The 14,371-nt window shown below is 49.3% G+C and carries 7 protein-coding genes and 1 pseudogene; 5 read left to right on the top strand and 3 right to left on the bottom strand.

Annotation, left to right across the window (positions count from 1 at the left end; genetic code table 11):
• The first annotated feature begins 62 nt into the window (after positions 1 to 62).
• The 5 genes and pseudogenes from tssM to C2U53_RS05355 all read left to right on the top strand — a co-directional run bounded on the left by tssM (position 63) and on the right by C2U53_RS05355 (position 6,609).
• Complete coding sequence (tssM, locus tag C2U53_RS05375; RefSeq protein ID WP_104445706.1) at positions 63 to 3,524, top strand: type VI secretion system membrane subunit TssM; 3,462 nt, start codon at positions 63 to 65, stop codon at positions 3,522 to 3,524.
• A gap of 10 nt (positions 3,525 to 3,534) precedes the next feature.
• Positions 3,535 to 4,873: pseudogene (locus tag C2U53_RS05370) on the top strand (VasL domain-containing protein).
• Between the two features lie 23 nt (positions 4,874 to 4,896).
• Complete coding sequence (locus C2U53_RS05365) at positions 4,897 to 5,376, top strand: Hcp family type VI secretion system effector (RefSeq protein WP_042998123.1); 480 nt, start codon at positions 4,897 to 4,899, stop codon at positions 5,374 to 5,376.
• A gap of 31 nt (positions 5,377 to 5,407) precedes the next feature.
• Positions 5,408 to 6,271 carry a glycoside hydrolase family 73 protein gene (locus C2U53_RS05360; protein WP_042998122.1) on the top strand — a complete coding sequence of 288 codons (864 nt, stop codon included), beginning with the start codon at positions 5,408 to 5,410 and terminating at the stop codon, positions 6,269 to 6,271.
• 2 nt (positions 6,272 to 6,273) lie between these two features.
• A complete protein-coding gene (locus tag C2U53_RS05355; protein WP_072031692.1) occupies positions 6,274 to 6,609 on the top strand; it encodes a hypothetical protein in 336 nt (111 codons plus the stop codon).
• Between the two features lie 302 nt (positions 6,610 to 6,911).
• Here C2U53_RS05355 and C2U53_RS29855 read toward each other — a convergent pair whose 3' ends face one another.
• The 3 genes from C2U53_RS29855 to C2U53_RS05340 form a co-directional block, all read right to left on the bottom strand.
• Positions 6,912 to 7,247 carry a hypothetical protein gene (locus C2U53_RS29855; protein ID WP_172740559.1) on the bottom strand — a complete coding sequence of 112 codons (336 nt, stop codon included), beginning with the start codon at positions 7,245 to 7,247 and terminating at the stop codon, positions 6,912 to 6,914.
• Between the two features lie 193 nt (positions 7,248 to 7,440).
• Positions 7,441 to 9,672, bottom strand: a complete 2,232-nt coding sequence (locus C2U53_RS29850) for a hypothetical protein (RefSeq protein ID WP_042998119.1) — start codon at positions 9,670 to 9,672, stop codon at positions 7,441 to 7,443.
• A complete protein-coding gene (locus C2U53_RS05340; RefSeq protein WP_104445705.1) occupies positions 9,669 to 14,363 on the bottom strand; it encodes a hypothetical protein in 4,695 nt (1,564 codons plus the stop codon). The genes C2U53_RS29850 and C2U53_RS05340 overlap by 4 nt, the downstream gene beginning before the upstream one ends.
• Between the last annotated feature and the right edge of the window lie 8 nt (positions 14,364 to 14,371).

Genomic DNA, 14,371 nt, shown 5'->3' with positions numbered 1-14,371 from the left:
TTTTTGTGAGATTACCGACCCCCCGACTCTTCAGCGGAATGAAATCTGTTTTGCGACCGGCGATGCCAAAATTTAAGGTCTCCGCGTTATGGCTATTGGTGCTGGCATGGATCTTTCTGCTGGTATGGATCTGGTGGAAAGGCCCGTCATGGTCATTGTATGACGAACATTGGCTCAAACCGCTGGCAAACCGCTGGCTGGCGACAGCGGCGTGGGGGATTGTCGCCCTGGGGTGGCTGACTGTCCGGGTGATGAAGCGTCTGCAGCAGCTTGAGAAACAGCAAAAGTTGCAGCGCGAGGAAGCGCAGGACCCGCTCAGTGTGGAGTTGAATATTCAACAGCGCTACCTCGACAGGTGGCTGCTGCGTTTACAGCGTCATCTCGACAACCGCCGTTACCTGTGGCAATTGCCGTGGTATATGGTTATCGGTCCTGCCGGGAGCGGCAAAACCACCCTGTTACGGGAAGGTTTCCCATCCGATATCATTTATACACCGGAAGCGGTACGCGGTGCAGAGCAACGCGTATATCTGACGCCACATGTCGGCAAACAGGCGGTGATTTTTGACATTGACGGCGCACTCTGTGAACAACCTGATGCGGATATTCTGCATCGCCGCTTATGGGAACATCTACTGGGATGGCTGGTGGAAAAACGTGCCCGCCAACCGCTGAACGGGATCATTCTCACCCTCGATTTACCCGACCTGTTGACGGCCGACAAACGCCGCCGCGAACATCTGTTGCAGACGCTGCGTAGCCGTTTGCAGGATATACGTCAGTATCTTCACTGCCAGTTACCGGTTTACGTGGTGCTGACCCGGCTGGACTTATTGTACGGTTTTGCAGCCCTGTTTCAGTCGCTGAACAAAAAAGATCGCGATACCATCCTCGGGGCTACGTTTACTCTCAGCGCCCATGAAAGTGAAGACTGGCGTACCGAACTGAACGCTTTCTGGCAGGACTGGTGCGAACGGATGAACCAGTCCATGCCCGATCTGATGTTGGCGCAGAGCCATATGCGCAGTTCATTGTTCAGTTTTATTCGCCAGATGCAGGGAAGCAGGGAGTCTCTGGTGACCCTGCTTGATGGTCTTCTGGACGGTGAAAATATGGACGTGATGCTGCGTGGCGTGTATCTGACGTCATCACTGCAACGCGGTCAGATGGATGACATCTTTACACAGTCTGCCGCCCGGCAATACCGGCTCGGCAGTAATCCGCTAAGTGCCTGGCCACTGGTGGATACCGTACCTTACTTTACCCGCAATCTGTTTCCCCAGGTACTTCTGTCGGAGCCGAACCTGGCTGGCGAAAGCCGCGCCTGGCTGGTAAGCAGCCGTAGACGTCTTACCGTCTTTTCTGCCGCGGGTGGAGCGTTGGCGCTATTGCTCATCATCGGCTGGCACCATTATTACGATGTTAACTACGCCTCCGGTATCCAGGTACTGAAACAAGCTCAGGCCTTTATGGCGATCAGGCCACCCCAGGGGATGGATGACTACGGTGATCTACAATTGCCATTACTCAATCCGGTACGCGATGCGACGTTGGCCTACGGCGACTGGGACGATCGCAGTCGACTGGCCGATATGGGGTTGTACCAGGGAAGGCGTGTCGGGCCGTATGTGGAGCAAACCTATCTGCAACTACTGGAGCAGCGTTATCTGCCCGCCTTGTTCAACGGTCTGGTGAAAGAAATGGATGCTGCCCCACCGGAGAGCGAAGAAAAACTCGCCGTGCTGCGAGTGATGAGAATGCTGGAGGACAAAAGCGGACGTAATAATGACGTAGTGAAGCAATACATGGCGAAGCGCTGGAGTGATAAGTTCCACGGCCAGCGCGATACCCAAGTGCAATTGATGTCTCATCTCGACTATGCGCTGAAACATACCGACTGGCATGCTGAACGTGCTGCGGGTGATGGGGACGCGATCGGTCGTTGGGCACCGTATGACAAACCGGTGGTGTCAGCACAGAAAGAGTTAAGCAAACTGCCCGTTTACCAGCGGGTCTACCAGAGCCTTAAAACCCGGGCGTTGGGAGTACTGCCCGCCGATTTGAACCTGCGCGATCAGGTTGGCCCAACATTCGAACAGGTATTTGTTTCCTCAGATGACAACAAGCTGGTTGTCCCGCAGTTTCTTACCCGCTATGGGCTCCAGAGTTATTTTGTGAAGCAGCGTGATGAACTGGTGGAACTGACGGCAATGGATTCCTGGGTACTGAATATTATTCACAGTGTTAAATACAGTGACGCAGACCGTGCTGAAATCCAGCGCCAGTTAACCGAACAGTATATTAGTGACTACACCGCCACCTGGCGGTCAGGGATGGATAACCTTAACGTACGCGATTATGAATCCATTGCGCAGTTAACCGCCGCGCTGGAGCAGATTATCAGCGGCGACCAGCCTCTACAACGAGCGTTGACGGCGTTGCGGGATAATACACAGCCGACCGTTCTTTCCGAAAAGCTATCTGATAAAGAACGCGCAGAAGCATTGGGAGAGCCGGATTATCGTCTGCTGACCCGTCTCGGTCATGAGTTTGCGCCGGAAAACAGCACGCTGGCGGTTCAGAATAATAAAGAAAATACCCTGCAAGCGGTCTATCAGCAGTTAACGGAATTGCACCGCTATCTGCTGGCTATCCAGAACGCACCGGTACCCGGTAAATCGGCACTCAAAGCCGTTCAGTTACGCCTTGACCAGAACAGCAGCGACCCTATTTTTGCGACCCGGCAGATGGCGAAAACTCTGCCTGCGCCGCTTAACCGCTGGGTGGGAAAACTGGCAGATCAGGCCTGGCATGTGGTGATGGTAGAAGCGGTTCACTATATGGAAATTGACTGGCGCGACAACGTGGTAAAACCGTTTAACGAACAACTGGCAAATAGTTATCCATTTAATCCTCGTTCTTCGCAGGATGTGTCTCTGGATGCATTTGAGCGCTTCTTTAAACCGGATGGCGTGCTGGATACTTTCTGGCAGCAAAACCTGAAACTGTTCATTGAAAATGACCTGAGCCGTGACGGGGGCGACGGTGTCATTATCCGTGAGGATGTCATCCGGCAACTGGATACCGCACAGAAAATCCGCGACATCTTCTTCAGTAAACAGAATGGCCTGGGAACGCAGTTTGCGGTGGAGACCGTTTCGCTTTCCGGCAACAAACGCCGTAGCGTGTTGAACCTCGACGGTCAGTTAGTGGACTACAGCCAGGGTCGTAACTACACCGCGCATCTGGTCTGGCCGAACAACATGCGCGAAGGCAATGAAAGCAAGCTGACGCTGGTGGGTACCAGCGGTGGCGCACCGCGCAGTATCAGTTTCAACGGGCCGTGGGCGCAGTTCCGCCTGTTCGGAGCCGGACAGCTAACCGGCGTGGAAGAGGGAACATTCAGCGTGCGCTTTAACGTTGACGGTGGCGCGATGGTCTACCGGATACACGCTGACACTGAAGACAACCCATTCAGCGGCGGGCTGTTCAGCCAGTTCCGGCTGCCGGATACGCTGTACTGAGGACTCAGGGATGAGCAACAACGTACTTATACAGACTATCGTGACCGGCAGTGACCCACGTAACCTGCCGGAATTTATCGCGATTCGCGAGGAAATCAACAAGGCCAGCCATCCGTCGCAACCGGAGCTGAACTGGAGGTTGGTGGAATCGTTGGCACTGGCTATTTTCAAAACCAACGGAGTGGATCTACACACTGCGACATACTATACGCTGGCACGCACGCACCCGCACGCAGGGGCTGGTGGGTTTCTGCGAAGGAACCGAATTGCTGGCGGCGATGATTACGCATGAATGGGATAAATTTTGGCCGCAGGGCGGTTCTGCACGGACAGAGATGCTGGACTGGTTCAATACCCGTACCGGGAATATTCTGCGCCAGCAGATATCTTTTGCGGAAAACGATCTGCCGCTGCTGCATCGTACTGAACGTGCTTTACAGATGATCAGTGACAAGCTCCAGCAGGTGGAGCTGAAGCGCCAGCCGCGTGTGGATAACCTATTATATTTTATTCAAAATACAAGAAAGCGCCTTGAGCCCCTGCCCAAAAGTAGTGTTGATACTTCCTCTCAGTCGATGGTCAGAACGCTGGTCTATGCGCCAGAAAGTACTCTTTCCGCCACGGCAGAGTCTGTGCCGCCAATCCCCGAGTTGCCAGAAATGCGGGTGATAGTGCGTGGTATGTCGGATAACGCTGGCAACGCAAAGACAAACAATCTGCTGAAAGGTTTCGTATCCGGTGTTGCCTTTACTGCTGTTATTTCGATCGCACTCTGGTGGTGGCTGGTACATCCCCTGCAACGTCAACTCGTGCAAGTTCGTGATACCGCTCAGGGAGCAGCCAGCATCTGGTTGGTCTCCCCTGAACTGGACAGTTATGGAGAGCGCCTGCAACAACTTCCCGAAACGTCGCCGCTGCAACTGCTGGAAACTGGAATGCAGATGATGCGAACGGCGGAGAGTCACTGGCCGGAGAGCCTGCAACAGCAGCAGGCAACCGCACAGTGGAACGATATTCTGAAAAACCGTGCGCAGAACAGTCCACAGCTACGGGGCTGGTTGCAGACCCGCCAGGATTTACACGCCTTTGCTGACCTGGTGATGCAGCGCGAGAAAGAAGGGCTGACTCTTTCTTATATAAAGAACGTCATCTGGCAGGCTGAGCGGGGGCTGGGTCAGGAGGCACCGCTGGAGTCAATGTTGACGCAGTACCAGGACGCCCGCGCGCAGGGACAGAATGCTGAGGCCCAGGAAAAACAGATTAATGAACGGCTGGACGGTGTGTTAAGCCGCTGGCTGCTATTGAAAAACGGCGAAATGCCGGAAAAGAAAACTAAACCCGAAAAATAGCAACGGAATAAAAGGAGTTTATCATGGCAAATCCGGTTTATCTGACACTGAACGGCGACCTTCAGGGACTGATCTCAGCAGGCTGCTCTTCCCAGGCTTCTATTGGCAATAAGGCACAGATTGCGCATACGGATCAGATTATGGTGTTAGGTTTATCCCACGGGCTTACCCGCGCACAGAACGTGAATCATCAGACGCTGGTGATCCATAAGCCGGTGGATAAATGTTCCCCGTTACTGACTAAAGCCATTAGTGAAAACGAATGTTTGACCTGTGACTTTGAGTATTATCGTACCAACCGTTTTGGCATTAACGAGCTGTATTATAAGGTGAAACTGATTAACGCCCGCATCGCCAACATTAAGCATGTTGTACCGCATACAATCAATAACAGCCAGGGGCAACCGGAAGAGTCGGTGTCGCTGACCTATGAAAGTATCACTCAGGAACACTGTATTGCCGGAACCAGCGCCTACAGCCTGTGGGAAGAGCGACTTTTTTAGGGTGAATCATTGAAAATGTAAAGGAGGTCGTATGAAATTAAGGATCAACGGAGCGGTGGGGGTTAATCAGCCAAATAATATCGGTGATGTCATAAAAATTCAGATGCTACTGAATAGAGCTATTCGTGACGATAAGATTGAATCGCTGAAAGAAGACGGTTTATGGGGGCCTAAGACATTTTCCAGGTTAGTTTACTTTCAGACAAACTTCGTTCATTTGCCTCACGCTGATGCCATCGTTAACCTGCATGGTCCAACCTTCAGAAGGTTAAATCAGGCGAATGCTATGGCTCATCATAGTGCTTCAACTCATCAGAAGCAGGCCGCAATACTACCGGATAGCAATCAGCTTCATCAATTAGCACAGCGAGCAACATTGCCCTTACCGGCAATTAAATCTGAATGGATTAACAGGGCATTACCGGCGGCCATTAATGTTAAACGTAACTGGGGAGTTCCGATAGCGGTGACTATTGCTCAAGGCGCGTTTGAATCAGGCTGGGGGCGTAAGGCTAAAGGCGGAGCATATTTTGGTGTGAAAGGAACATCTCCGGAAGGTAAGTCAATAACATTTACAACGCATGAAAATTATGATGGGCAATCAGTAAAGATTAAGGACAGTTTTCGCTCTTACGATTCTTTAGAGCAATCAGCTGATGATTATGGTCGATTCCTGAGTGTTAACAAGCGTTATGCAACTGCATTTTCATATCCGAATGATCCTGAGAAATTTATACATGAGGTTGCTAAAGCCGGGTATGCCACAAATCCTGATTATGAAAAGCATATAGTTAATATTATTAGGACTACCGGGATAAAAGATTATGATACTGTATGGGGTGGAGTATCCATGTGTTATATTAATCCACTACATTACTTTAGTTTGTTGGACTGAAAATGAGAAAATCTATATTTATAACATTGCTTGGCTGTATGGTTTTAACTGCAAAAGCATTTTCAGTCGAGCTACCACCAATTGTGCAACTGGTCAAGAATACTCTTGAAGAGAAAAAGCTTCTTGTATCTCCGGAATGTACGGATTACCTTTATATACCAGATAATGAACCTGGTGTGGATGTAGTCAATGTCGTTGAAAAACACGGTGGAAGTTGCCCTGGCGATCCACAAACACAACCTAGGTTATTCAGTGTCTCTGTGGATAAAACAACACATAAGATGGAATCAGATATTAATGACCCAGAGGAGGGTGTTTTCTCACCGCTTCAGCAATAATGATCGATCTTTGGGTAAAATCTTAATGTCTGCGGTAATGGTGAATTATAAGAATGATGATTCAGTTGGAATTATAGGTCTGATTTTTTAAAAGTGCTTAGGCCGCTGTTCAAAGTATCCGGTTAGTAGGGGGGGTATTCCTGACTGAGAATATTAGTGTTATTTACCCATATAATACTAATATCTTCTGTTTACAGCTAAGTCAGATATTCCCTTAGGTTTTAATTTCCAGGAATAATTAGAAATATGATGATCCTAAACTGAACGTTGATAGCTCATGGTGAAAATTAAGAGAAAACCAATTAAAGAGCATCGATGCCTTTAAAAAGAGCAAGTATCTGCAAAAATGGCGAGAGATCCAGCACATCAATAATGTGTTGCACCGACCAGAAATCGACCGTAGTCCTGAAAGCAAAAACCCGCCTTTTGGGCGGGTTCTTTAGAATAGTGGTGCCCGGACTCGGACTAACGCCGCAGGCGTTGAACAGCGCGCTTGTCGCGCTGGCCCCGAAGGGGTGAGCCGCTTGCGGCGAATAATCGAACGGAGTTCGATGAAGAGTCCGGTTCGCTAAAAGCAAAAACACGCCTTTTGGGCGGGTTCTCTGAATAAGTGGTGCCGGACTCGGAATCATATCCACGATTAACGTGCTGTTTGTTATTGGTTTTGTTGGTATTTCTTGTAAATAGCGCCCCCACGAAGGCCCCCATAAAAAATCGCTTTAGTTTTGTGATGGTTATCACGAAAAATCGTTATTTTGCGAATAGGAACCTCGTTATATGTGGAGTCAGGTCCACATATAACGTGTTCTAAAAACACTGACTTACTTTCCGTTAGTTCTCCACCATCAGCCGGGCAAGCTTGGCAAAAATCGAACTTTTGCTGCTTTCGCCGCTCCTGAGCATATCCAGGGTGAAGCTATTGAGATAAACGCCAGTTAACGGGTGGCTAAATACATCTACGGCTTTGCCCTGGGCATCCCATATCAGCAGATTTTCCACCAGGTTAGGCCGTGCAATAGCAGGATTTGTAGGCTGAGCATCACTCACCAGAACAAACACCCCGTTTTCATGCGGTTGCAAGTAAATATGGTGATGCCTCATCTTTTGCTCTTTGGTCAGCGAGTCGTATTTCGAACGGCCTGGTGATATCAGATAGGGCAGTACGTTTTGATTCGGTTTTGCTGAGCGGGTGATGGTGTACCCGTTAAATTTATCCCCTCTACGCTCCGTCAGCGCTTTTTCTTGCTCCTGATAATCGAATGAATCGACGATATTAAGTTGTGCTGGGCCAATCAGACGCGGTACGCGCGCGCTGTTGTATGTAGTCAGCAGGACGTCTGCGGCGTGGTCGTAGAGATAGAAGCTTTTGTCGAATAATTTCTTTAATCGTCCCAGAGAGGGATGATCAACAGAGAGATATTCTAATTCACCTTCAGCGATCCCAGTATCAACTACCCTAAGTTGGCCGTGCTCTATTTTTAGTTCAACATACCCAAGCAGAGAGAGATTGCTTTTCGTTTTGCGTACCGCATAGGCGGTATAATGCCCGTCCGCCAGGTCTGGCAGTGGAATATGATGCTGATTGAGTAAGCTCTCTTTGAACCATAATTCAGTTTTCGTTCGGCGTACCTTACTGTTTAGTAACGTGACTGCTGACTTGAGACGGCCGTGAGGCTTCGTAAGAACGATTTCGTATTGAGTTGGGTTGCTTGCCAATTGTTCATTAATAAAATCAATCGCATCCAGCAATTTTCGATCAATATTCATACCTTGTAAGACTACGGGCAGAGGTTGCTGGTTTATCCACCCTTGCAAACGATCCAGTTTAAGCTGGGTATAAGTATCCCACGTGAGTTCTGGTCGTCTTCGGGCGTCGGCAAAGGCAGCATAGAAATCATTGTACTCAACAGATTCATTATCTTGCTGGCGGATGCTGTTGCTCCGCTCTTCATCTACCGCATTGAGTACCAGAATAGATGTATTGGCAGGCAGCTCAGAAAAGCCGGTTTGCTGAGAATGTTTAAGCGACGCCAGAGGCCAGAGTTGATACCCGGGGAACTGGTTGGCTAATGTGTCAAAGAAATAAGCTTCTTGCGTGGCGCTGAATTCGACGCCGTTATTAACCACCAACAGCGTATTAGCCAGCTGTTGATCGAGGTCGGTAGCGAACTGATTGACCTCGTGGGTGGCCTGAAATGGGATCGGCTGATGCGGGATCTCTAGTTCACTGAGCCGCTCGCAGGCAGCATTCATGACCACGTTATAGGTATAGGCCTGGCATCCACCATAGCCGCTGCGCTCACGAAAAAAGTCCAGTTTGCTATCCCGGGCATCGAGTTTGCGCCGGGCTTTGAGCCGACGATTATCGATGTTAAACCACACGCTGGTATCGTCCAGAGAGAGGTGCAATTCATTCTCCGGTTCGACCAGAAATTTTCGTTTGTGCAGGGTAAAGGCGAGTTCGTTATATTCTGATGCATAAATGTCGAGTTCGAATGCCTCCATCACTCCAGTGCCGCTTTTCTGCGTGACGGGCTGACTCAGGCGAGCGTTGAGATAGAACGTAGAGTTGAAGTAGGTTGGCGGTACCGAAAAGCGCTCGCTGGCTTGTTCCAGCATTACTATTTTCAAATGCAGACTGAACAATCCCTGAATCAGGCGAGACAAATCATAATTTTCAGCGGTGAGTCGCTGGCAAAGCGTTTCAATGCGTTCTGCCAAAGTCTGATGCGCTGGGCTGTTCGGTGCAGCAGCAGGCGCCAGGAAGAAAAAGACGTGCTCGTAAGTAGGTAAAAAATGTAGCTCATATTTTACGTCCTGCCTGGCATCCAGTCCAAGTTTCTGCCGCACATAGGATTTTACCTCCTGATGAATACGCGCATAGTAATTAGCGGATTTTTCTTTTCGCTCTTTAGTAAAGCGCTGAACCATAAAGTCTATCGTATAGATATTAGATACCGGAACCAATAGACGTTGGATGGTCGTCAGCTGATCTTCTTCAAGCTTGATCAAATTGGTGCGGGCAATCGGGGCGTCTGACAGCTCATTCAGATTAGGGATCATGAGACTTTTCCTTTAGTCGGCAACTTTTCTACACCCAGCAGGGTTAGTAACATTGGGTTAATGTCCAATGTCATGCGCAGTTTCGAGTTTTCCTGAGCTCGTCCGCTCTCTCGATTTTTGGGCTGATAATACTGGTAGTCGGTTTGCAACAGGTTGAGGTAGTGAATCGTGTGATCCACGTTATCCTGCCACATCAGATTATTGGGGTTCTGGCTGTAGGCGACGTTCAGATAGACAAATCGAATGCGTTCGTAACGGCCTGCCAGCGCCGCCTGAAGCTGTTTCTGCCCCTCTGTATCTGCCTTTTGGCTGGTGATATTGCGGATCTGGCGAATCTTGTTGTTGCTTTTCTCAAGCGTTTCTTCTGCCCGCGTCAAATCGTCCAGCTGCGTCGCCCAGCGCTTAACGTCGATGCAGAGCAGGTCGTCACCCACTTCAATAAAGCGGTCAAAAAACTCATAGACTAACGGCGCAAGGCGCTCGAACACCTGCTGGTCGGTAAGAGGGGTCACACCATAACGTTTCAGCACCTTATCAAAAAGATATTCACCGACATTGCCTTTGAGCAACGGAACTAGCCTTGGGTTGGGTACCCATTTTTTGAATGCCGTTTCCTGGATGTTGTCACATTCACGAATCAAATCGCCGACCAGGTTGCCGGGGGTGAAATCGACATCGTTTCTATACTGCGGAAAGAGGGTGAGCTCTGGCCGGTACTCTCTTGCGCCGCCAGCGAAATCCGACAGGGCGGAATAATCACTGTGGACAAGTCCATCCGGGCCGCGTTTGTGGCAAAGTAAAATAGTTTGGTTGCCCTGATGGCGGTCGATAAACAGGGCGTGGTGGATAGATTGCATTTGCCGATTGGCGGCATACAAGGAATTAGCCTGAAGTTTTTCCAGCCAGCGCAGGGGATCGGTAAAGGAGTCAGGATCGCGGAATAAATTACACAATTCGAGATATTCAAGGTTGCCGGCGCGTACCTGATTTATCCAGTCGGTTTTCAGGACTCGCTTATGAACAGCATCGATGCGGCGACCATTTTCTACGATAGCCTGTTCAAACGCATGCCGCTGTTCTGCATCACTAAATGACTGGCTCTGACTCAGCTTTTCGCACTCCTCCATGAGGCGGTGGTTAAGCAAGGACATGCTTTCTGATACGACCTCGTTACCGCTATCTTCACTGAGAGCGGCGAACTGGAATGCAACATTACGGAACACATCGCGGGGTAAAAAGATTTCTGTTTTTAATAGAGTGTCGCGACGCTCGACTCGCCCTACGGCCTGCACGACGACTTTGAATAAGCTCATATCATGTTCGGCCATTAACAGGCGATAGTTTTCTCCGTGGGCGAAATTAACGTTGAAATCGGCCAGCTTGTGGACGGTAATATCGTCATCGGCGTAGTGTTTAAGCACGGTAACGTAGTTAGGTAATGTATTGAGGTTGCCGCTGTTGTCCTTTACTTCGCTGTAAAACGAGGAGTTGATGAGCACTAAGCGCTCAAAATCGACATCCAGACGTGGTGTATTGATATCATTAATATCGCCGTCATGGTATTTAACAAAGTAGTTGAGGCCGGTGCCCGCACTTTTGTAGCTGCTCATAAATACCAGTACGGTATTGCTGTTTTGGAGATAGGTTTCTTGCCTGATATCTTCGACATTAGCCAGTGGTGAATCGAAAAAGACCAAATGGACTGTGTGACGCCCTTTGAATGGGGTAAAGGTCAGGATCTGGTCATGTTTCTTATCGTTATCCGTTTTTTCATCGCACCGGGAGTGCATACCGTACTGCTGACGCCAGGCTGATTGATGAGTGCGCCAGGCGCTGATAAAGGCTCGCTTAAACGTCCCTGAAAGTGACAAAATCAGGCTGTTTTTACCCTCGTAGGCGGCAAGCAGTAACGCTTCCAGTTCCCGCTGGCACTGACGCCGTTTATAGGTATTTTTCAGGTCGTATTCCAGCGGTTTCTTCAGCGCGTTGAAAAAGTTGTCATACGTCCTGCGATAGATTTCACAATTTTGGTAGATATCGGTCAATTTTAACTGTTTATCATCGAACACCCTGAAGTCGACGTTGCGGATACTGGCCCTCAACCCGCGTAATGCCTTAAGCGTATCGATATCTGCCTTTTCGCGTTCAACGACTCGGTAACCAAGGTCGCGGCTATAGCGCGCCAGGAAGCGACGATTGAAGTTACCGTTTTTGGTGTGGCTAAAACCGCTGGTGGCGCTAAGCCCAATTACTTTATTGTGCGTGCCGGTTAATAAACGCAGCAGCATGGCTTCGGGCAACTCTTGTACCAGATCCATTTCGAACGCCAGAATAATTGTGCGCTCGGCTCCCCTGTTCACGTAATTGAGTTCAGCTATAGGCGTCATCGTGAATACGGTTTTGGGTTGCAGATAAGTGTAGAAATGATCAATCAACAAGTTTTCATCTGTGGTGCGATCGAAGATGTGGCGCACCACTCCGGCTACATTATTGGCTGCGTCAACAAATTGGCCCAAAGGTGTATTCTGGCTACTGGAATTATCCTGGCCACCATTTTTTACCCAGCGCTTAAAGTGTCGGTTGGTGATATCAGAACAGGCGGCGAGGATGACGGAGACCAACTGGAACAGATCGTGCAGGGTGGGATTGGTATCGCTGGCATCATTTTCGACTTCGTAATACAGCTCGGTGCGCGTTATGTCGCCTTCGCTGTTGCGCATACGAATGCGTTTCAGCCCCTCTTCATTAACGTACATTTTGGGGTTAAAGCTGAACACATTCCGGGTGATGGAAATGATGCGTTCGGCGGCGTCGCCGTTGACTTCGAATGCTCCTAACTGGTCGCGAAACATCTCCAGGATCGATCCCAGCGTTGTACCGGGGGATAGTTCGCACTTTTCCGCCAGTAAATTGCGCAGAGTAGTGATGAATTTGACCATCTCTTGCTCAAAGGCCGTTTGCGCTTCTTTGGGCTTGTTTCGGCGCTCTAAGCTGAGTACCGCGTTGTGAATACGTCCTGCGACGGAAATAACGTGCGCCAGGTTATTTTCCTGTGTGATTAGCTTTACATGGCATGTTTCTTCAAGGCGGGTGTAGGCTTCATGTAGTTCATCAATGATCACCGTAAAGCGAATATTTTTCTGGCGAAAAGGACAATCTGGATTGCGTCTGAAGTGTTCGTCGCGAAGATAGGCAACTTGCCCGGTATGACCGGCTGCCGCAACGGTGCTGATCTGAGGATCTTTGGGGCTCAGCTTGCCGCCAAGGAGCAAGTCAAAACTTACGGGCTCAAAATTCACACCTTCGCCTCGTTTACGAGGTGTCAGGCGATAAGTTGATGTATCGAATTTTTTGGTGGTCATTAACAGTACCGATGGGCGGTACTGACACACTTCGAAAGGCAATACCTGCTTGATAAGCTCGAAGTAGACTTCGTGTACGCTCATTTTTGACGCAGGTTTTCCCTGCATCGCGTTAAGCTCTCGCTTTCTGCGAGCAAGCAGTCCGCGGCGAATATATTCTTGAATCGACGTTTCACCATTACCCCGTTCAAATAATGACTTGCAGGCCGATACTATGGTGTTGCGAAGACTATGACGGTAGTTCTTTAGCTGGTCTTTGATTATCTCTATATCAAGATCCGTATGCTGACTATTAAATGTTGCCAGTTGTTCTTCACAACGATCAATCTGCGAAACCAGGTGATTAAGTGAACGCATAGCAACACTGATAAGGGAGTTGTTATTGGCATTTTTATACCAACGGGTATAGCGCTCGCGGTTTTTCAGGCCAGAGGCCCAGTCCATAAAATCAAGGTCGGCAATATCATTACGGGAGAGAACACAAATGAACTCGCCACTAGCGGCCAGAATTTTCTCTTTCTGGCTGCTGTCCAGGTCGATTTGTGATTTTTGCGGCGACATGAATAACAGGTTGGTAAAACCGCCTTCGGGAAACAGGTAATTTGGCTGCTGGGTTTTGGCGAAACGTTCCAGATATTCAACATACCCTTGAATCACGCCATAGCTTTTGCCGAACCCCGTGCCGTCGGAACTGAAAATAACCTCAGCGCCATCACGTTCATGCACGTGGTAAAGTTGAGAGACTTGGGCGCGACAGGCGTTAATCTCTTTAATCAGCGCTATGTCAGGAATTTGCCTGGAGATGAGATCTTGCAGATTATTATTGATAGTTTTCTCTCCAACACGCTCACACTTACGGTAACTATTGATAGCTATTTGGTCGCTTTCGATCAGAATCTTTTCCACCTGCATGGGGGCAAGATGCAAGGCTGTCGCGATTTCATTGATAGTATTGGACAGTGGTTCGTGTGGATTGCTAATCGTGAAGTGGTTTAGTGCTGCCGCAACGGTATCTGGATGCAATGCTTTTCTGAGGGTGGGAAAGGTGAGGCTGTAATCGTATAGCGCCAAATCATTGCTTATCAGGCAGCGAAACGGTTGTTTAGTGGGATCGCCACCAGGACGGCTGGCAAATCCCAAGATTTTTGCCTGTTCGAGGCGATAAAGCAATGCTGCGGCATCGCGGTCAGGTGAGTCAAATGCATCGTGGAGCTGCTGGCTAAATGGCATTGTGGCATTCAGCCGGTTATGGCTGACCAGCGCGGAAAAGTGCTGACGCACCAAGGTTAGCAGCTTACAATCTTCCTCTATAGTCCAGCTTTTTCTCATTCTTCTTC

Source organism: Citrobacter sp. CFNIH10 (assembly GCF_002934585.1).
Lineage (GTDB): Bacteria > Pseudomonadota > Gammaproteobacteria > Enterobacterales > Enterobacteriaceae > Citrobacter_A > Citrobacter_A amalonaticus.
The sequence above is the reverse complement of the archived record's forward strand: the minus strand, read 5'-3'. Positions and strand labels throughout refer to the sequence as shown.